15 protein-coding genes and 1 pseudogene are annotated in these 19,753 nt (G+C 59.7%); 1 reads left to right on the plus strand and 15 read right to left on the minus strand.

Features of this window, described 5'->3' with window-relative positions:
• The first annotated feature begins 456 nt into the window (after nt 1–456).
• Nucleotides 457–816: a DUF6124 family protein gene (locus tag J3P85_RS29010; RefSeq protein WP_434704326.1), complete on the plus strand. Its 360-nt coding sequence runs from the start codon at nt 457–459 to the stop codon at nt 814–816.
• Nucleotides 817–1,495: 679 nt separating this feature from the next.
• On the opposite strand, the gene J3P85_RS29015 is transcribed toward J3P85_RS29010, so the two are convergent.
• The 15 genes and pseudogenes from J3P85_RS29015 to tssB form a co-directional block, all read right to left on the minus strand.
• Entirely contained in the window at nt 1,496–2,380 is an 885-nt protein-coding gene (locus J3P85_RS29015) for a serine/threonine-protein kinase (RefSeq protein WP_434706440.1), read from the minus strand.
• A 44-nt stretch (nt 2,381–2,424) separates the two neighbouring features.
• Nucleotides 2,425–3,150 (minus strand): PP2C family protein-serine/threonine phosphatase, encoded by a 726-nt coding sequence (locus J3P85_RS29020; RefSeq protein ID WP_434704327.1) that lies wholly within the window; start codon nt 3,148–3,150, stop codon nt 2,425–2,427.
• Nucleotides 3,150–6,623: a type VI secretion system membrane subunit TssM gene (gene tssM / locus J3P85_RS29025; protein ID WP_434704328.1), complete on the minus strand. Its 3,474-nt coding sequence runs from the start codon at nt 6,621–6,623 to the stop codon at nt 3,150–3,152. The genes J3P85_RS29020 and tssM overlap by 1 nt, the downstream gene beginning before the upstream one ends.
• A gap of 13 nt (nt 6,624–6,636) precedes the next feature.
• A complete protein-coding gene (icmH, locus tag J3P85_RS29030; RefSeq protein ID WP_434704329.1) occupies nt 6,637–7,500 on the minus strand; it encodes a type IVB secretion system protein IcmH/DotU in 864 nt (287 codons plus the stop codon).
• A gap of 5 nt (nt 7,501–7,505) precedes the next feature.
• Nucleotides 7,506–8,837: a type VI secretion system baseplate subunit TssK gene (gene tssK / locus J3P85_RS29035; protein WP_434704330.1), complete on the minus strand. Its 1,332-nt coding sequence runs from the start codon at nt 8,835–8,837 to the stop codon at nt 7,506–7,508.
• The gene (gene tssJ, locus J3P85_RS29040) at nt 8,834–9,337 is read right to left on the minus strand and encodes a type VI secretion system lipoprotein TssJ (protein ID WP_434704331.1); all 504 of its coding nucleotides are present in this window, start codon (nt 9,335–9,337) and stop codon (nt 8,834–8,836) included. Before tssJ ends, tssK begins: the two co-directional genes overlap by 4 nt.
• 59 nt (nt 9,338–9,396) lie before the next feature.
• Nucleotides 9,397–10,188: pseudogene (gene tagH / locus J3P85_RS29045) on the minus strand (type VI secretion system-associated FHA domain protein TagH); the annotation flags it as partial.
• A 20-nt stretch (nt 10,189–10,208) separates the two neighbouring features.
• Nucleotides 10,209–10,349 (minus strand): type VI secretion protein, encoded by a 141-nt coding sequence (locus J3P85_RS29050; protein WP_434704332.1) that lies wholly within the window; start codon nt 10,347–10,349, stop codon nt 10,209–10,211.
• A gap of 61 nt (nt 10,350–10,410) precedes the next feature.
• A complete protein-coding gene (locus J3P85_RS29055; protein WP_434704333.1) occupies nt 10,411–11,931 on the minus strand; it encodes a sigma 54-interacting transcriptional regulator in 1,521 nt (506 codons plus the stop codon).
• Nucleotide 11,932: 1 nt separating this feature from the next.
• Nucleotides 11,933–14,527 (minus strand): type VI secretion system ATPase TssH, encoded by a 2,595-nt coding sequence (gene tssH, locus J3P85_RS29060; RefSeq protein ID WP_434704334.1) that lies wholly within the window; start codon nt 14,525–14,527, stop codon nt 11,933–11,935.
• 11 nt (nt 14,528–14,538) lie between these two features.
• Nucleotides 14,539–15,543: a type VI secretion system baseplate subunit TssG gene (tssG, locus tag J3P85_RS29065; RefSeq protein WP_434704335.1), complete on the minus strand. Its 1,005-nt coding sequence runs from the start codon at nt 15,541–15,543 to the stop codon at nt 14,539–14,541.
• Nucleotides 15,507–17,294, minus strand: a complete 1,788-nt coding sequence (tssF, locus tag J3P85_RS29070; protein ID WP_434704336.1) for a type VI secretion system baseplate subunit TssF — start codon at nt 17,292–17,294, stop codon at nt 15,507–15,509. The genes tssG and tssF overlap by 37 nt, the downstream gene beginning before the upstream one ends.
• Nucleotides 17,295–17,300: 6 nt before the next feature.
• Nucleotides 17,301–17,711 carry a type VI secretion system baseplate subunit TssE gene (tssE, locus tag J3P85_RS29075; RefSeq protein WP_434704337.1) on the minus strand — a complete coding sequence of 137 codons (411 nt, stop codon included), beginning with the start codon at nt 17,709–17,711 and terminating at the stop codon, nt 17,301–17,303.
• A 6-nt stretch (nt 17,712–17,717) separates the two neighbouring features.
• Complete coding sequence (tssC, locus tag J3P85_RS29080; protein ID WP_434704338.1) at nt 17,718–19,193, minus strand: type VI secretion system contractile sheath large subunit; 1,476 nt, start codon at nt 19,191–19,193, stop codon at nt 17,718–17,720.
• Nucleotides 19,194–19,219: 26 nt separating this feature from the next.
• Nucleotides 19,220–19,723, minus strand: a complete 504-nt coding sequence (gene tssB, locus J3P85_RS29085) for a type VI secretion system contractile sheath small subunit (RefSeq protein ID WP_434704339.1) — start codon at nt 19,721–19,723, stop codon at nt 19,220–19,222.
• Between the last annotated feature and the right edge of the window lie 30 nt (nt 19,724–19,753).

Consider the following 19,753-nt stretch of genomic DNA (forward strand, 5'->3'; position numbering starts at 1 on the left):
TCGATCAACCCTTCGGACCCGCCGCATCAACCGCTCTATGAAAGATGCGCCGCGGAGCGGGAGCGAGCTTCGTCACCCTGCATTTCAGGGCATTACGAAGGCTTGTTTATTCTTCCCCCCCCCCCAACGCTTCCACCAAGCTACGAATCCTTGCGCCATTGCCTACAACTACGCCAGAATCCGCCCGCTTGTGCGCCTTGTCCCCAGGTTCTATCGTTTCCCTGCCACTGCCCATCAGTGGTCGGGCTTGGCGGCCCGGTACTCGAAAGGCGCAACAGCCCCCAATAGGATTGCGATGCCTCTGGCATTGGCATTCCCATGTTATGGCGGGTTGCGCAAGGATCCCTTCGGGGATGCCGGGTTCCTTTCGTTCCGGTCCGCCAACCTTGCGTAACCCGTCACCCCATCTGCTTGGCGGCAGACGGTGATGGTTCCTCTTACGAAAGGAGCTGCACCATGTTCAAAATCACACCGAATCCCCCCGAAGCAGATCGCACCTCTGCGTCCACTCAATCCAAGACTAAGAAACAAGACGAAGCAGAAAAGCGCGCTTTGGATTACTACCTGCTACCGAAACCGGAAAAGTCCGAAGATGCATCCAAACCGGGCCTGCTCTTCACCGTGGCAAAAAAAGCCGACAACGAATGCCTGCTCGCTAACCTCAGCGAAAACCTGGCATCCGCCGACGCGATGATCAGCAACCTCGCCTTCGATCTGGAAGGCCCCCGCCGCCACATTGCCCTCGGCATCCAGCAACTGATCGAACTGAGTTCAATGCTGGCCAACCGTGTGCTTGATAACGTCGACCCACGCTAACCGCAGCAACACCAACCCCGTGGCGAGGGAGCTTGCTCCCGCTGGGTGGCGAAGCCGCCCCAAAACAGACTGACGCATTCTCCAGATAAACTGCATCAGCCGGTTTACGACGGCTACGCCGCCGAGCGGGAGCAAGCTCCCTCGCCACGGGGATCGAGTATATTTTGAGACGGGTGTGTAACGTGCTGGCACCATTGCGAGCAAGCTCGCTCCCACAGGATCAGTGGTGGCCGTCTGTTCGGTAGCTCTGCCTTACTATTTTTAGGAGGCGCTGCGAGTTAAGAAAAAATCAGAAAAACCGCCTCAACTGAAGATTTTCTTCGCCGTCTTAAGAAATCCCAAACCAAGAGCAAAAAGTTAAGAGGGTTTCGCTAGGACCGCTCACCCTAGGCATCCAACAATGATCGAAGGGTTTTCATCGCGGGTGAACCAAGTGCTCGATAACGTCGACCCACGCTAGCGGCAACACCACTAACCTGTGGCGAGGGAGCTTGCTCCCGCTGGGTGGCGAAGCCGCCCCAAAACGGCTGGCGCTTTCTCACAGGCAGACCGCGTCAACCGGTCTACGACAGCTGCACCGCCGAGCGGGAGCAAGCTCCCTTGCCACGGATCGCGTACATCTTGAGGCCAGGTGTAGTGTGCTGCCGCCTTCGCGAGCAGGCTCGCTCCACAGGGGATGTCACCACCAGGACGAAACATCACCCAAGGCATCGCGTAACCGAGCCGCCCCCATACGCCGCTCCTCCGGATCAAACGCCAACGCCATTCGCAGCGCCGGCCAGCAATGCCTGGGCAGGTTGTGCGGGGCCTTGAGCGTGCGTTCCAACCGGGCATCGCGAGCCTGGGTGGCGGGCAGGCGTCGGAACGGGTGTTTGCCGCTCGCCAGTTCATACAACACGCAAGCCACACCATAGACATCGGCACTCGCTGATAGGGGCGCACCTTCAAGCAATTCAGGCGCCGCGTAACCAGGAGTCCAGGCGTTGAGGCGTTCACGGTTCAGGTTCGGCAGGTGCTGCGAAGGCCCTTCCTCGGCCAGGCCCAAGCCAAAATCGAACAGGCGCAGCCCTTCTTCGCTCAACATGATGTTGCTGGGCTTCATATCGCCGTGCAGTACGCCACGTCCATGGGTATACGCCAGGGCATCGAGCAACGGCACGGCGATCGCCTTCAGTTCGGGCCAAGGCAGCCCCAGGGGGCGCTCGCACAGCAATTGGTCCAGGGTCAGCCCGCGCATCAACTCCATGGTGATGAAAGCCCGCCGTTGGGCGGCATCCACTTCGAAGGTGTAGGGACGCAAGATATTCGGATGGTGCAATCGCCGCATCAGGGCGAACTCGCTGTAGAGCAGCGCGCTCGCATCGGCTGATTCGTCGAATGCTCCACTGAGCATCTTCAACGCAAGGTACGGATCGGGGTCGGCATATTGTTCATGCAATAAATCCCGCGCGCGGTAAACAACACCCATGCCGCCCGCCCCCAGCAAGCGTTCGAGGCGATAGCGTCCTGCGAGCAGGTCCGATGCTTCGCTGAGGCAACGCTGACCGGATGCCACAGCGGGCACCGGGTTGGCAAAGGCGAAATACGTAGGATGGCCACCCTCTTCATTCACGCTCGGATCACTACGGCGGTCAGGTTATCCCGCGCCGGGCCACGCAAGACGACATCGAAAAGCTGCTCCAGGACCTTACATGGCGAAGCCAGGCTCAAGGCATTGCCAAGGGCCAGTGCGCCAAAGCCCTGATACAGGCCGTCGCTGCACAGCAGGAACGTATCGCCCGGGTGAACATCCAGTTCCAACACCTCCAACTTCAGTTCTGGCGCGGCGCCCACTGCGCGGGTCAACGCTTTGGCCGCAGGGTGAGCACCGGCCTCATCGCGGCTGATGTGTTGCGTGTCCATCAGTTGCTGTTGCAATGAGTGATCCTTGGTCAATTGGTACAACCGTCGACCGCGCCACAAGTAACAACGGCTATCGCCCGCCCAAATGCACACGCCGCGGTTCCCTTCCAGCAACAGCACCACCACCGTGCTGCCAGTAATGCCGGGATGATCGTCGGTGACGGTAAGCTCCTGGCTCAGCCGCCGATTGGTCCAGCGCAGGCATTGACGCACCGCCTTGGAACGTTGATCCAAGTCCCGGCAGACTGGCAGTTCCGTCAGGTTGGCCACGATCAACTGGCTGGCGATGTCACCGCCCGAGTGGCCGCCCATACCGTCAGCGACAGCCCACATTCCCCATTGTGAGCTGTCGAGAAAAGCATCCTCATTACGTGCCCGGGTCTTGCCGGGATGCGTACGCGCGGCGCTGCGCCAGGGGCCTGATTGCGGCATCAAAGCTGCGCCGGCAGACGGAATGTGCGCAGCACGCTCATGTCGAAAGGGTTCGGTGTGCGCTGGCTCGTCAGCAAATAATTGGCACGCAGGCCACCCAAGTCCGCCTTCAACACGCGTACATCGCGCCCGGTCAGGTATTCGCTCGGCATCAGGTCGAACAAACGAAACAGTGACCACGGCCCGGTATTTTTTTCTATGCCGACGCCGCGTCCGACCATTTTGTCCAGCACCAGGGCGGTTCGACCATCCTGCGCGTCACTTGGCCAGGTAAACGCCACCGGCAGGATCGGACCGTGGCGGTACTCAAACCTCTGGTCGCCAAAGCGGAATTCAGCACGGCTCACCGCCGGATCCAACGTGTACGGTTCAAGCGTGAACTGCACTTGCGGTTCGTTCGGGTTATCGGCGAAAAAGCTCCGCCGGATGGTCTGCGCGGTCGCCATCTGATCCAGGTAGACCCGGGACATCGGCAAGCTCTGGCCGTCGATGCTGCGCAAGCGATAGTTTCCTTCGGGGCCGCTGATGAAGGGCTGCATGTAATGGTTGAAGAATCGATCGACGATGCCCTGGTCCTTGAAAAATACCCGGAAGTCGTTGAGCGCAACGTCGCTGGCACTGTGGGCGCTGAACGGGTACCGCTTGCTGATCGCCTTGCCATAAAAGCTGTACAGCTCGCTCTGATACCGCTGGTTCAGGTAACGATAAGCGTCGTTGAGCACCAAACGCCAACTGTCCTCGGCCAGTACGTTGAACCACCCATTGACCGGTCGCGGCAGGCGAGCAGAGGCACTGCGCAGCTTGCTCAACCCATCGCGCTGGCCATCCATGCGGTGCCTGGCCAGTTCGAACGCTGCTTGTTCCGGCGCACTGGCCCGGGCCAGGTTCGCCAATTGCAATTGCACCTCATCGAGGGCACGCAAGGCCTGGACCAGATCAGCCGTGGGCCCACCCTCCTCATCCAATAGGCGATGCAGCGGTTCGAAACGCCGTCGCAAGGATTTTTGCGCAGTGTCCGGCAGATGTTCGGTCAGGGACGCAGCGGCTTTCCCCGCCACGGCGGCAAGTTTCTTATCGGCTGCTCCTTGCTTCCCCGCCGCTGGCGTCAGGTCGTCGAATGCCTCGGCAACAGTCTGGAAGCGGGTGTTTTCGCGCACCTGTACCAGTAGCCGCAAAATCGGCGAATGAGCCGAGGTCAGGCCCGCAAGTTGCTCGGCGCCCTCGCCCGCATTGCTGATGGCCTGGAGGGCGACCTGGCCGACCGCCTCGCTCCAGTGGTCGGCATAATCACGAAAATACAGCTGCTCCAGCTCGACCATCAGGCGCCGCATGTCCATAGCACTAAGACTCTCACTCTCTCCCAGCACCCAGTTGTCCCGCAGCAGTTCGGTGACGAGGGTCGCACCTCGAACCGAAAAGTAGCGTTCATAACCTTGTCGGGTATAGATACCGGGAATCTCACGGTCAGTGCCGACCAGCAGCGCTCCTTGTGACCCCAGGTGTGGGTTGAGTCGATATGGCGGCAGATGACTGGCCTGTTCATGCAGCATCCTGTACACGACGGCAGCCAAGGACTCACGGCGAAGGGCCTCCCGGGCCTGGGTCACCAGTGGCTCGTTGAGCACCTGAATGAAGGGCAGCTCCAACAGGCGCGCAAAGTGAGCATTCAAACGCTCTTGCAGCGCCGTGTTGCCGGGGTAACGAAGCGATCCGTCTTTGGCCACCCGATCCTTGAGCCAGGCGACATCGCGACGCTCCTTCAAGCCCAGCATCAAGTACGCGCGCAGGCTATCGAGCAGTTGCCCGCGATCATCCCGGTTTTTGCGGACATGTTCCTCCAGCCTCTTCGCGATCCTTGGCAATAGTTGCGCCTGCAATTCGCGCTCGTATGCGTCGGTCACCGCAGCCTTGGTCGCTTCACCCTGATACAGACCGACACGCTCATGCAACGGCACCGCTTTGTAGGGTGGGAACACCCGAGTGGCCTCGAAGCGGATATCCAATGATTCGAGCGTCGCAGTCCAATCATCGGTGCTCGCTGGGGTCGATTGTTGCCGATCCCAGCGCTGCGCCAGCGTACGCAAGCTGTCCAACCGATCGTGATTGATCGAAAAAGCGTTCGCCCACAACAGCCCGCACAGGCCAACGACCGTCAGCGCTCCCAGGTACAACGCCCGCTGTCCCCAATGAATACGACGGCGTTCACGCTGAACGAGGTCGCTCAGATCGGCTTCCGGAAAAATCACCCGACTGAGCAGGTGATGAATGAATCGCGAGCGCCGTCCAGGCGCGCTATGGCTGGCCCTCAAGCCCGAATTTACGGGCTCGGAGGTCGGGGCCGCCGAACGGTCCTGCGACGATGCGCAGGTCAGATAGAAACCACGCAACGTTCCGACATTGCCGCTGAATGCCTGTTCGGCCAGTAGGCTCAGGCTGGTGCCGAGTTGTCCAAGTTGGTGGGGAAAATCAAGCATGCGGCTACGGCGCAACGTGTCGCGCTCCTGATGCATGCGCATGATCATTTGGCTGTTGAGCCGATGCAGCAGTGCCTCGAACTCAGCACGTAACACGGTGATGTCACTGTCGCGCGAGTCCCGGCTGAAACTCGCGCCCAGTACCTGGTCGTTTTCCTCGCGAGTCAGTGAATCAAAAAACTCGTTAAAACCGGGCACGCTGTCCGCTTTGCTCAGGATCAGGTAAATCGGGACATCGATGCGCAGTCGCCGTTGCAGTTCCTGCAGGCGACCACGAATCTGGCGGGCCAGTGTAGTAACTTCATCCTCGCTGCCCAGTAACAGGACCTCGGACGGCACGGTCACCAGCACACCACCCAACGGGCGACTGCGGCGATGCTTGCGCAACAGTTCGAGCAATACAGTCCAGCCGCTGCCGTCAAGTTCGCTGTCCGGTTGGGTCAGGTAGCGCCCGGCGGTATCGACCAGCACGGCGGGCTCGGCAAAATACCAATCACAATGCCGAGTACCGGATCCGTTGTTGACCGCGCTTCGCGTTAGCCTATTGAACGAAAAATCCAGACCCGAGCACTCCAGCAGATGGGTTTTACCGCTGCCAGGCGGGCCTATCAGCAGATACCAGGGCAGATCGCTGCGGCCGGAATAAAGGTTCGAGGACCTTAACGTGGTTAAGGCCTGCTTGAAGCGCGAGCGCACTTCGCGCCGCTCATCATCAATCCTGGCCTGATGCAGGGTTCGAGCCTGATCGGGGGCGTTTTGTTGGGAATTCGCCCTTGAACCGGCGCGCCCGTTGACGAAAACCATGCCAAGGCCCCAGCCCAGCGCAAGCACGGCGACAGTCAGCAGTCGCGCCGTCGGGCTCGCCCAGAACTTGTAGTCATTGACGGCCAGAAATGGCCCGGCGAACCACACAAACAGCGCGACACTAAGCACCAGCAGCAGCGTCCAAACCCAGGTCTGGCGTACCCAGGCACTGATTTTCCTGAAAAGCGATTTCATGACACGTCCCTGTTTACGGCAGCGGCTGAGCGGCGACCGGTTCTGACAGTTGATAAGGTTGCAATACGCTTTTGCGTTGCTCATCCAATACCCAGGCGAAACTCGCGTACATCACCCCCAGGCAGGCCAGCGTGAAAGCCGCGACCATCCAAGTCGGGACAATGCGCATCGGACGGCGTCGCGCGCCGCCCAAGCCCTCCCAGTGAGGTGACAGTTCACGTGGGGTGTCGCCGCGGGTCTGGCGAATCAACCGATACAGGGCGTCACGCAGGCTTTCGAGTTCGAGCATTCCGCGGGTCTGAATCCGGTATTTGCCTTCGAAGCCCAGGGATAGGCACAAGTACAACAACTCCAGCATGGGCAAGTGCTTGAGGGGGTTCTTCGATAAGCGCTCAAGCAATTGAAAGACTTTCTCGCCACCAAAGGTTTCGTTGTGGAAGGTGCTGAGCAAACTTATCTGTGACCAACCGCCCCCGTGGCCCCACGGCGTGGTGACAATCGCCTCATCAATCGCGGTGCACAACACGTAACGCGCGGCGATCAACTGACTGCTTTCAACACCGCCCTGCAAGGCACAGGCTTCGAACTGTTCCAGGCTCCGCTTCAATTCCCCTTTAAGGGCGTGCAGGTCCTCGCGTTCGCGGCCGTGCTTGAGCTGAACCATGTGCGACAGCAATCCGGACGCCGCCGCGACCAGCGGATTGAGGCTGACCGTGAACGTCTGGGGCTGCGGCAGGTGCGCGGCGTAGATCATTCGCTCTTGCAACTGTTCGAAACGCGGCGGCGGGGCAGCGTCCGTCAAAGGCACTGAAGCAGGGCGTTGTCCATGTTGGTCGAGCAGGACCGTTGTTTCATCCTGAAGATGTTCCTTATCCATTTGGTTCAGTTCCTGATGGCCCAGAAATTCAATTCAAGCTCGGCGAAATCACCGCTGACATGGAATGCAAAACCTGCGGAACGCTTCAGTTGCGCCAGGTCTTCGGCGTTGGGCTCGAGAATGAAATAGGTTTTGTTGGCATGGAACGCGATCTGCCGCGGGGCCACGGGCAAAGGCCTTATCTTGATGCCGGGCAGATGCAGGTTGACCAATTGGCGGATGTGCTCCACCGAACCGACCTTGAGGTGCGCCGGCAATCGATGGCGCAGCTCTTCGCTGTCACAGTAGGCACTTGCCGCCAGCACGAATGAAGCGGTGTCCAGCAGCGACAGGTCCTGCACCGGCGAGACGATGATTCCGTATTGGCGCGGCTGCAGCGGCAGTTCGATAGCGTGTTGCTCGAGCACCATCGACAGGACCTGGCGAATCGCTTGCATCAGGCTTCGAAAACATGCGCCTTGGTCGCTGTGCTGGTAGCGGTTGTTGAGCGTTGGTCGCTTGCTGTCACTGGAGAATGTTGCCAAGTCACCCAGCAGCGCCAGTAGCGTTCGGTACAGCGTTTCGGGGTGCACCTGCTCCAGATCCAGGTCATGACGCAGCAACAGTTCATTGCGGTTGATCAGTTGCAACATCATGAAATCGCCGACTTGCGCACCACCGGCCTTGCCATTGGAGCGGATCCGCTCAGCCAGGGTGTCGCCTCGATGGGCAAGCATGCCGATGATTTCCTTGAGACACGACAGCAAGTAGTGGGAAGCGCGAGCCTGGATGAAGGTCGGTACAAAGTTCGGATCGAGCCTGATCACCCCATCGGCCGTGGTATCGAGCACTTCACAGAGCTTGAGCTTCACGAACGCATGATCACTCTGCTGCTCGCCCAACAGCAGGCGCAAGTCCGGACGACCGCAACTGATTTGGCTCCCTCCGGCCTCTCCGGCGTTGGAGTCGCTCACCTGTGCGTCGTAGACGGTATAGCGCGCCAACACGTCAGACTGCTCTGGACGACGGGACTCGATGTGATTGCCGGTCACCAATGGCAGCGCAAGGTAAATCGGGGTATTGCGGGTATTGGACGGTACTTCCAAGGCCAGCGGCTCGGCGTTGCCACCCAGTTCGAACAGGCTGCCATCAGGCAGGACCCCGCTGGCCTGGCTGACCACCAGTTGCCCCATGTTGAGGAATTGCAGATCGATCTCAAGCGCCAGGAAGCCCCAGGCGTAGCTGGCCAGCAACCGGGTGCGAACCTTCAACTGGTGGTCGAAGTAGCGATCGTTGTGTTGCAAATGTTGGGGGCGCAACAGCATGCCTTCCTGCCAGATGACCTTGTCGTGATTCATCGGTCAGCCACCTTGGCCAGTCGCTCAAACGTGTTGGCGATCCCCTCCTCGTCGAGGGTCACGCTTGCTTCGGTCAACTGCGCCGCAGCCACTGGCAGCGTATAGCGCCAGCGGGCGTGCGGCAGGTCACGGTACGCCGCGAGCAGGCCGACGTAACGGCCATTCCCGGTGATACCGAGCCTGAGCTCGACGGTTTCCCCCGGACGTAGTTCCAACTCCTCGCTGGCAACCAGATCAGGGGCCAGTGTTTCCCTCGGACGCTCATAGAGGCTGAAGAAGTCGGCATTTTCAAAAGCCACCGGATGCTTGAGTTCGAACAACCGCACCACCACCGGCGATGGCCGGCCATTGAGATCAGGGTTGAGTCGATCATTGGCCGTCAGGGTGAGGTTGAGCTTGGTCATCGTTGAAAAGGGCGACAGCGCGGTGCAACCGGCCAGCAGCAGAGTCGTGGCGAGCGCAATCAAAATCTTGGGTAGGTGCATCGTGCAGTGCAACATGGACATCATCCGTGGTGGTCGATTTGCAGGCTGGCAATCAAGCGAACCTGCTTTTCATAGGTCTGGGTCAGGCGCAGTTCGTCTTTCATCTCCGAGCGAATACGCAGGCTCTGTTGCAAGCCCTGAATGCTTTGCTTGAGCAGCAGCGCGGCGTTGATCGCCAGGGCTTCGCGGGCCTTGCCGTCCAGGCTTTCGAGATCCATGCCCAAGGCCGTACCGAAGCGCTGCCAAAAGCCGTCGTGGGGGTGGCCAATAGTTTCGGTGGGCTGGATGGGGGCGGGCCCTGGTTCGACTGGCGCTCCGACCAGCTCCGGCAAGAGCAGGCTTTCCATGTCGATACGCGCATAATCCGGCCGCCCAAGGGCATCCGGCGGGACGGTCGCAGGATTTATCAGCTCATCGATGTCCAGCAAGGCCCGGTCCTGCTGATCCAACGCCTTCAGCGGATCGAGCTCCAGAAAGGCGTCATCGGGAATGAGACTGTCGATCGGCCTCGGGCGGCTCGCTTCGGCAGGCTTGTCCGCCGGCCCGGAGACCAGCCGTGCGAGGATCTCGAAATCGCCCATGATGTAGGCATTCCCATCCAGTATGGGTATCGGCTCGCCCCTGGGCAGGCGCACGCCGCTTTCGCGATGGGTCGTGCCATTGCCACTGGTGTCGGTCAGGAAAAATGCGCCGTCACGAAAGCTGACCTGCGCGTGACGCTTGGACAACAGGCGCTCGCGGTCAGGAATGAGCCAGTGGCAGCCCTCGCCCCGCCCGATCACGCCGCCGGTCGGCCCGAAGGTCTTCCGGCACAGCTGTGAGGGAACGAACTGGCTGGCATTGAGCACTTTAAAAACAAGTTCCATCTATCAAAAGCTCCTTGGCATCACTTGCCGCGATTGACCGCCTGCGGATCACCCAGAGGGCGATAATCACTGTCGTTGAATTTGTAATTGGCGTTACAACCGCCCAGGGCCAATGACACGAGAATCGCCGACAGGACGGCTCGCCAGGAAAAGACAGGCATCAAAAAGTCTCCAGAATGAGAGGACCGGACTGAAACGGTTACGAATAACGCGAAGAAAGGGTCAGTCATTGAAATCACCACGCTGGACGTTCAGGCGCGCGAGGCGATAGATCAAGGTGCGCAGCGGCAGGCCGAGCTCGCGGGCGGCGCGGGTCTTGTTGCCCGAGTTCTCGCGCAAGCAATCGATCAGCAAACCACGTTCGATCTGCTCCATCCGCTCACGCAGGTTGATGCGGCCGCGCTCGGAAGGGGTCTCGATGTGCAATGCAAAGTGCTCGATGAGCAGTTCGCCGCCCTCGCACAGGAGCACAGCCCTTTCCACGACGCTCTTGAGTTCCCGGACGTTCCCCGGGAAGCCGTAGGCCGACAGGTGATCGAGCGCCGCGTCTGACCAACACACCGGATCACGCTGCAGCAGCGTGCAAGCCTTGTCGGCAAAATGCCGCGCCAGTTCGATGATGTCGCCGTCGCGCTGACGCAACGCCGGTAACTGAATCGGAAACTGTGCGAGACGGTAATACAGGTCTTCGCGGAACTTGCCCTCCTCCATCAATTGTTTAAGGTCGCGATGAGTCGCGGCAACGATGCGTACGTCGACGTGATGAGTGTCGTTGGACCCCAACGGACGAATTTCGCCCTCCTGCAACACTCGCAGCAACTTGGCTTGCAGGGACAACGGCATATCGCCAATTTCGTCCAACAGCAGCGTGCCGCCGTTAGCCACGTCGAACAGCCCGGCACGGTCTCGATCGGCACCGGTGAACGCCCCTCTGCGATAGCCGAAAAGCTCACTCTCCAGCAAATTCTCGGGGACCGCCGCACAGTTCTGCACGATAAACGCCTTGGATCGACGCGGACCGTGGTCATGGAGGGCCCGGGCCACCACCTCCTTGCCGGTACCGGTTTCGCCCCGCAGCAAGACGGTATAGGGACTGTGCAGGACCTTACTGATCAATGAGCAGGTCTTGCGCATGGCCACGCTCTTGCCGATCAGGCCGTAGCTGATGCCGCTCGGCAGGCTTGAGGTAACAGGTGCCTCGGCCGGACGGTGCAGACGCTGCAGCAGATGCATCTGGCCAAGGGCGAAGGCCCCGAGATGCCCCAGGGATTCAGCGACGCCATGCAAGTCGAGATGCTGAGCACTGGCACACAACAACAAGCCACCGACGCTACTCTGCGGGTCGACCAGGGGAACACAAAGCAGTGACTGCCAAGGTGTGGCCCGGGATGGCAGGAAGCGGGTTTCGTGAACGCTGTCGCTCAACGACCCGAGGCACACAACACGGTTCTGGCCCAGGGAGAATTGCAACAATTGTTCAGCCTGGTAATCGGAAGGCAAGCTTTGCGGGTCACGAAAATGCAACTGGCCTTCCAGGCATTCGCTGTTTATTTCCAGGCGCGTACCGGTGGCATCGAGCACATACAACTGCACCAGCTCACAACCGCTGAGCCGCGACACACCCTGGATGAAATTCCCCACCAACGCCTCACCTTCCGTCAAAAGCGAGAGGTTGGAGAACTGCGCCAAGAGCGCTTCGGCATAGTCCAGCGGCTGCGAGAGTTTCTTGAACAGAGCGCCCATTTCAGGAGAACTCGCACGCGACACTGGCTTCACCCTTGAGCACCGCGCGTACATGCCGTATCGGTTCGCCGCCGGCCATGGCCGCGAGCAAGCGGTCGGCAACCAGCGACATCAGGTGCTGGTCGAGCAATTGATCAATCAGCCGCGCTCCACGATCATTGCGACTGCAGCGCTCGACCAGGTGGCTCACGAGGTGCTCGCAATAACTGAAGCCCAACTGACGTCGACGCAACCGCTCGCCCAGGCGGTCGAGTTTGATTTCCACCAGTTCACGCAGCACAGGCCCGCTGATCGGGTAATACGGCACCACGCGCATGCGGGCCAGCAGCGCTGGCTTGAAATGGTTGCTGAGGATCGGTCGAATGGATTCCTCAAGGTGCTCGGCACTTGGTCGTGAGCCGTTTTCGCACAGCTCGTCGATACACTCACTGCCCAGGTTCGATGTCATCAGAATCAGGGTGTTGCGAAAATCGATTTCCCGCCCTTCCCCATCATTGGCCAGGCCTTTGTCGAAGATCTGGTAGAACAGGTTCAATACATCCGGGTCGGCTTTTTCGACCTCATCGAGCAACACCACGCTGTAGGGTTTTTGCCGCACAGCTTCGGTGAGCATGCCGCCCTCGCCAAAACCGACGTAGCCCGGCGGCGCTCCGATCAGTCGGGAAACGGTATGTTTCTCCTGGAACTCGGTCATGTTGATCGTTGTGAGGAAACGCTCACCGCCATAGAGCAGGTCGGCCAAGGCATGTGCTGTTTCAGTCTTGCCGACGCCACTGGGGCCCACCAACAAAAATACGCCTACCGGGGCGTCGGGTTTGTTCAAGCCTGCGGCGGCGGCACGCATCGCGCGATCAAGCGCCTGTACGGCCGGTTCCTGGCCACGAATACGTGCACGCAGGTCTGTGGCGAAACTGGCCACCTTCAGATTGTGCTCGCGCGCCAGTTGCGCCAGCGGTACACCGGTCCAGGCATGGATCACTTCGGCGACCAGTCGCGGGCAAACTTCAAAGCTGACCAGGCGCTCCTGGGTTTGTGCGGCCACCAGCGAGTCGTGTGTTTCCTGCACGGCCGCTTCCAGCGCCTCGATATCGTGGGCTTGATCCACCGCGCTTTCCCGTGCCCTGGCCAATTGCTGACGCAGCGACAGCAAACGTTCCGCGAGGATACGTTGCTCGGTCCATTGGATTTCCAGCGTGCGACTCTCGTCTTCGATGGCTGCCAGACGTACCTCCAGCGCCTCCAGAGCCTGAAGATCAACCGACAGGCCAGCCTCTGCGTCGCGACGCAGCGCCTGGCGTTGGCGCGCGCCTTCGGCCAACTCACCACGTAGTCGCTCCAGGCTTTGTGGGGCTGCGGCCAAGCTGATCCGCACGCGAGCGCAGGCGGTGTCGAGCACGTCCACGGCCTTGTCCGGCAACTGACGACCGGCCAGGTAGCGGGCCGACAATTGCGCTGCCGTGACCACAGCGTCATCGCGCAGGTAGACGCCATGACTGTTTTCGTAGACCCGGGCCAGGCCACGCAGGATGGTCACTGCCTCGCTGACGGTCGGCTCGTGCAATTGCACCGCTTGGAAACGACGGGCCAGGGCCGGGTCTTTTTCAAAGTATTTTTTATACTCGGCCCAGGTGGTCGCCGCGATGGTACGCAGCTCGCCTCGGGCCAGGGCCGGCTTGAGCAGGTTGGCCGCATCGGTGCCCCCGGCGTGGTTACCCGCGCCGATCAAGGTATGGGCCTCGTCTATGAACAGGATGATGGGGTTTGGCGAAGCCTTGACCTCGTCGATCACCCCCTTGAGACGACGCTCGAATTCTCCTTTGATGCTGGCGCCAGCCTGCAGCAGCCCCATATCCAGTGAAAGCAATTCAACGCCTTGAAGCACCGACGGAACCTCCCCGGCGGCGATGCGCAACGCCAGCCCTTCGACGATGGCCGTCTTGCCCACCCCTGCTTCACCGACGACGATTGGGTTGTTTTTGCGGCGACGAACGAGGATATCGATCATCTGCCTGATTTCGCCGTCGCGACAGAGCACCGGGTCGAGTTGGCCTTCGCGGGCCTGTCGGGTCAGGTCATGGGTAAAGCGCGACAGCAGGGAGCCGTGCGACGTGATGGGCTGGCCGGCAACCGGTTGCGCCTGTTGCGCCTGTTGCGCCAGGGCGAACGCTTTCAGCCGATCAATGTTCAATCGGTTAAGCAGCGCCAGATAAGCACTCCCGGCGTAGCGAAGCGGGTTTCGCAGCAACGCCAGGAGCAACGCTGCTTGTCCGACGTCGCTGCGGCCGAGTTCGAGATTGGCCACCAGCAGCGCATCCTGCAACCACTGCACCAGTTCCGGAGCGAATACCGGGTTGCGCGAAGCGCTGTGCCCTATCCGCGGTTGCAGGGCCGTGCTCAACTCGCTGGCACTGACCTGGGCATCCTGCAAGGCGCGCGCCAGCAGACTCTGGGGTCGTTCCAGCAGACTCAGCATCAAGTCTTCCACCAGGACCTTGTCAGCGCCATGGGCTACGCAATGCTCGGCCGAGCGCTCCAGGTCACGCCTGGTTTCGGCATCCAATGCCTGGATCAGTTGCTGAAGGTCTACGTTGATCATGTCATCCATTCCTAATGAATTTTTCTACCGAGGGTCACCACGCCATCAGCGCGCTCGTGTCCCAGCCAACTGGTCCACCCCAGGCGGCAGGTGTTCTGCTCTCCGATGCACAACGCACGAATTGCCTGCTGGCGCAGGACCAGGCGAATGTCATATTCGAGGGGATCACGCAGGGTGAATTGCACCAGCGCGCACAACGGTCGGTAACCGTTTCCGACGGGCAGGAATTCGTGGAAACGCTGCCAGTCCAGCTCGTAGATATGGATCCGGAACTTGCCGCTGCGGTCGCGCACCCGCTCGCCAATCACCAGGTCTTGGCCGAGCAGACTGTTGGCGCTCCCCAGGCGATTACGCTGTTCGTCAAGAATGTCCACATGCCGCTCGATGCACTGTTCGAGGTTCAGTTCGACGTGCTTGAAGTAGTAACGCAGTACGGCCTCGATCAACGCCGCCGAATGGGCACGCAGGCTCAGCAAGCCGAGGTACGGCAGTAGACGCTTCCAGTTCAGTTGGCTGGCCTTGCGAATCTCTTCGCCCCCCAAACCGATCAGTGCGTACAACTGTTCGGAAAACGGGTCTCGGGCACCGCTCTGAAAACTTGCGCAGTAACGATACTTGCGCCAGATCGGCAGCATCAGCCGTTGGAGACGGTGGTGAAAGACATCGAGAAAGTCGCGTGTCGGATTGCCGTTTTCCTCTCCTACCGCCTGCTCACCGTAGAACGCCGGCAACGGCGAACCCGCACCCACCAGGCTGATCAGGTTCAAGCGAAGACGCGCCCGCACCTGGCCGTGTTCTTCAAAAAATTCCACACGATCAATGTCGCTGGACGGGAAACCCAGGCTTGGGTTGGCCTGGAACTCCAACCGGTCATACAGCGCTTCATCGTCCAAACCAGGATGAGCCTCGCGCAGCCGATCAATGACCAGCAACACGGCCTGGAATAACGAGTACTCGCGTATCCCTTGCGTCAGCACGTTTATAGAAGCGGCTGTTGGCCCATGCGGGGTGTCCATTGGTACACCTCTCCTTGTGTGCTGTTCACCCGCAACTCGTGGTACGAATTGAGGCTGGCATACAACGCGAAAAACTCGTTGAGGACCGAAGCGAAGACGAACAGGTCGCCCTCGCCGATGTAACCCAGCGGGTCGATGGTCAGTTCAGTGCGCAGGCCACGCACTGGCAAGCCCCGGTGCAAGCGGTCGACAGCCTCGTGCCGGATTGACTTGAGTCCATTGAGCAAACGCTTGCTGACTTTCTCTGCCTGTTCGTCGTGGTAACGCGGAAAATCGTAGGTTTCGAGAATCACCTTGAGCGCATTGACGTCGGCCAGCGACAGATAGTTGAGTGACATGTTGCTGATCAACTTCCAGAGGAAGTCGCGGTTGAGTGGCGGCGCGAAACTTGGCGTGACCGGACCGATGTTGCGGAAACTCAGCGCCTCGGGGCTTTTTTCGCTGGGTTGATCGATGTCCCCGGGCTTGAGCTGGCGCGGCAGGTTCCGGTTGGTGCACATCAATTCGATCGACAGGGTTTCATGAGGGTGAGCGTGCCGGACCCCAAAGCCCAGGCAGGTGTCCAGACCGTCGTGCATCAAGGAAGGCCGCTGGCGAACGCTGTAATAGGGCCGGCTGTGGGGCACATCGAAGCTTGAATCGTGCTCGAAGGATTCGAACGGCACATAGGCCTGATAACCCAGGCCTCCGGGACTCCAGCCGGTGACGCTTTCGACCGAAAACACGCCGCAGTGCTCCTGGTCGTAATCAGCTGGCAACAGCAGGTACTCATCTTGTTTGCTGTCCAGGCGGATCGGTTGGGCGTCATGCTTGAACAGATTGACGATCGGCGTGCAGTACAGCTTTATGTTATCCAGCGTCGGGCGCATTCGCTGGATACCACTTTTGCCAATATCGAAGCGCAGCTCCAGGCCTCGCATCTGCTCGATGTTGCCATGCGGCAAGGTGTTGATCACGTCCAGGCCATTGATATCGACGAACAGGAACTTGTCCTGGAAAGCGAAATATTCTTGCAGGTAGCGATAGCCACGAAAGGTATTCAGCGGGTACGGGACCAGCGCTTCCTCCTCGGCAAACCCGACCGGCTGTACCCGGTCAGCGGGAAGCCTGAACGTCGTCGGGCTGCCATCTGCCGTCCGTAGGGCCTCGCCGGTACCGTCCAACGGGATCAGCTCGATACCTTCAAGATTACGCAGCAGGCTGAGATAGAGCATCTGGCTGATGTAGCGTTCGCCAGTCAAATGCAGGCGTAAGCGGCTCAGTTGCAGCTCGCCCAAATGACCGTCGCAACGCATCTGAAGATGCAAGCTCAACAGCGAGCCCTCCCCTTTTACCGAATAACTCAGCTGGGTCAGATCAAGCGCGAGGACGTCGGTGGGGTAACAGGTAAGGAAACGACAACTCACCTGCTGGACCGGCTTGCTTTCGACCGGCGTATCGCGCTCGACCCGAAACGCGGGCCCAGATCGCTGCAGCGGATCGAACTGCAAAATGCCGAAGGCTGGCAATGGCCGCATGTAGTTCGGCCACAACAGTTGCATCAGCGAATGACTCAGCTCCGGCAACTGGTCGTCGAGCTTCTGGCGCAGCCGCCCGGTCAGGAATGCAAACCCCTCCAATAGCCGCTCTACATCCGGATCCCGTCCGGCCTGCCCGAGAAAGGGTGCCAATGCCGGGTTGCGCTCGGCGAAACATCGACCCAACTGGCGGAGCGCCGTCAGTTCGCTCTGGTAGTAATGATTGAACGACATCAGTGGCTATCCTTGTCTGACCTTGACCTGACCGCTGCCGTCCAGGCGCGCGGAAAAACTGACCTGTCGCCTGGTCCCATCCACATCCAGTAACGCGTCGATGCGCAAGGACAGGCGAAGTTGATCGGCGTTGCTCGGCATTAAAACGACACAGACATCGCGCAAACGTGGTTCGTAGGCCTTGATGAAGGTCTCGATTGCCTTGCGGGCTTGGCTCCCCACGTCGTGCAGGCTAAAGCGCATGTCATTGAGGTCCGGCAGCCCATAATCCACGAGTGTCTGCACGCTACCTGCCCGCGTACTGAGCATCTTGGCCAGATGCGCAGCAACGGATGTGACAACGCAAACCTCGCGGCTCAAACCCCTGCGCTTTTCAGAATCACCAGCCAGTCGTTCGAAAAGACTGCCGTAAGTCATGGGTGCTTACGCCTTGTCCAGTTTGCCGACCAGTGACAGCGTGAAATCGGCGCCCATGTACTTAAAGTGCGGCCTTACGTTGAGGCCGACGCGGTACCAGCCCGGTTCACCTTCCACGTCACTGACCACAATCTTCGCGGCACGCAGCGGACGACGGCCACGGACTTCAGCACTTGGGTTCTCCTGGTCGGCCACGTACTGGCGGATCCAGTTATTGAGCTCACGCTCCAGGTCCGTGCGTTCTTTCCAGGACCCCAATTGCTCGCGCTGCAGAACCTTCAAATAATGAGCCAGGCGATTGACGATCATCATGTAAGGCAACTGGGTGCCGAGCTTGTAGTTCAGCTCTGCGTGTTTGTCCTCGGCACTGTTACCGAAGAATTTTGATTTCTGTACGGAGCTGGCGGAGAAGAACGCGGCATTGTCACTGCCTTTGCGCATGGTCAGGGAGATGAAGCCCTCCTCGGCCAATTCGTATTCGCGACGATCGGACACCAGTACTTCAGTCGGGATCTTGGTTTCGATTTCGCCCATGCTTTCGAAGTGGTGCAATGGCAGGTCTTCGACCGCGCCACCACTTTGTGGGCCGACGATATTCGGGCACCAGCGGAATTTAGCGAAGCTGTCGGTCAGCCTCGTGCCGAATGCGTACGCCGTGTTGCCCCACAGGTAGTGCTCGTGGCTGTTGGCAACGGTTTCCTTGTAGACGAACGACTTGACCGGGTTCTCTTGCGGATCGTATGGGTTGCGCAACAGGAAACGCGGGACGGTCAGGCCGAAATAGCGAGCGTCTTCCGATTGACGAAAGCTCTGCCACTTGGCGAATTGCGGACCTTCGAAATGATCTTTCAGATCCTTGAGGTCCGGCAGTCCCGTGAAACTCTCCAGGCCAAAGAATTTCGGACCGGCCGCAGCAATGAATGGCGCATGGGACATGCAGGCGACACTGGACACGTACTGCATCAATTTCACGTCCGGCGAGCTTGGGGACATGTAGTAGTTGGCGATGACCGCGCCCACCGGTTGCCCACCGAACTGGCCGTACTCTGCGGTGTAGATGTGCTTGTACAGGCCCGACTGCATGACCTCCGGCGAATCCTCGAAGTCGTCCAGCAAGTCGCCCTTGGACACGTTGAGCATTTCTATCTTGATGTTTTCGCGAAAGTTGGTGCGGTCCACCAGCAACTGCAAACCACGCCACGCCGATTCCAACGCCTGGAATTGCGGGTGGTGGAGGATTTCGTCCACCTGGCGACTGAGCTTGGCGTCGATCTCGGCGATCATTCGGTCAACCATGGCCTTCTTGACCGGCTCGCCGCTGTTTTGCGGCTTGAGCAGCTCTTCGATGAACGCAGACACACCGCGCCTGGCAATGTCGTAGGCTTCATCGTCCGGAGTCAGACGGGTCTGGGCGATGATGCTTTCAAGAATGCTGTAGTCCGCGTTGTCCTGGCTCTGCTGCTGTACTGCATGGGTACTCATGTTTCGGCTTCCTTGGCTGAAAGAAATCAAGCGTTCTTCGCTGTGGTGTCCAGGCCCAGCTCATCCAATACGCGGCGGCGGGAGTCGTCATTGGCGAGTACGCCTTCGATGGCTTTACGAAACGCCGGCGCGTTGCCCAACGGCCCTTTGAGTGCCACCAGCGCCTCGCGCAGCGCCATCAGCTTGCCGAGTTCCGGTACTTGCTCGACCAGGCTCGCCGGATTGAAGTCTTTCATCGAGTTCAAGCGCAGCTGTACAGGCAGCTCCTCAGCGCCGCTCTCTGCCTGGAGACGATTCGGTACGCTCAGGGTCAGGCTCAGCTCTTGCTTGGCCAACACTTCGTCGAAGGTCATTTTGTCGATGCCGATCGGCTTGCGATCCTCGACCTTGCGTTCATCCAAGCGGTGGGTGTAATCACCGATCGCCAACAGTTTCAACGGCAGTTCAATGTCTTCCTGAGCACCGCCGGTGGCAGGCTTGAAGGTAACGTTGATACGTTCCTTAGGGGCGACCGAGCCTTCTTTGGCCATGATTTTCTCCTTCTTTCATTTTGGGACCCG

This window comes from Pseudomonas sp. Z1-12 (assembly GCF_051132015.1).
Taxonomy (GTDB): Bacteria; Pseudomonadota; Gammaproteobacteria; order Pseudomonadales; family Pseudomonadaceae; genus Aquipseudomonas; species Aquipseudomonas zanjanensis.

Coding starts and splice junctions, on each gene's coding strand:
- J3P85_RS29010 (WP_434704326.1), top strand. CDS start 457: ATGTTCAAAATCACACCGAATCCCCCCGAAGCAGATCGCACCTCTGCG.
- J3P85_RS29020 (WP_434704327.1), bottom strand. CDS start 3,150: ATGCCGCAATCAGGCCCCTGGCGCAGCGCCGCGCGTACGCATCCCGGC.
- tssM (WP_434704328.1), bottom strand. CDS start 6,623: ATGAAATCGCTTTTCAGGAAAATCAGTGCCTGGGTACGCCAGACCTGG.
- icmH (WP_434704329.1), bottom strand. CDS start 7,500: ATGGATAAGGAACATCTTCAGGATGAAACAACGGTCCTGCTCGACCAA.
- tssK (WP_434704330.1), bottom strand. CDS start 8,837: ATGAATCACGACAAGGTCATCTGGCAGGAAGGCATGCTGTTGCGCCCC.
- tssJ (WP_434704331.1), bottom strand. CDS start 9,337: ATGTTGCACTGCACGATGCACCTACCCAAGATTTTGATTGCGCTCGCC.
- J3P85_RS29050 (WP_434704332.1), bottom strand. CDS start 10,349: ATGCCTGTCTTTTCCTGGCGAGCCGTCCTGTCGGCGATTCTCGTGTCA.
- J3P85_RS29055 (WP_434704333.1), bottom strand. CDS start 11,931: ATGGGCGCTCTGTTCAAGAAACTCTCGCAGCCGCTGGACTATGCCGAA.
- tssH (WP_434704334.1), bottom strand. CDS start 14,527: ATGATCAACGTAGACCTTCAGCAACTGATCCAGGCATTGGATGCCGAA.
- tssG (WP_434704335.1), bottom strand. CDS start 15,543: ATGGACACCCCGCATGGGCCAACAGCCGCTTCTATAAACGTGCTGACG.
- tssF (WP_434704336.1), bottom strand. CDS start 17,294: ATGTCGTTCAATCATTACTACCAGAGCGAACTGACGGCGCTCCGCCAG.
- tssE (WP_434704337.1), bottom strand. CDS start 17,711: ATGACTTACGGCAGTCTTTTCGAACGACTGGCTGGTGATTCTGAAAAG.
- tssC (WP_434704338.1), bottom strand. CDS start 19,193: ATGAGTACCCATGCAGTACAGCAGCAGAGCCAGGACAACGCGGACTAC.
- tssB (WP_434704339.1), bottom strand. CDS start 19,723: ATGGCCAAAGAAGGCTCGGTCGCCCCTAAGGAACGTATCAACGTTACC.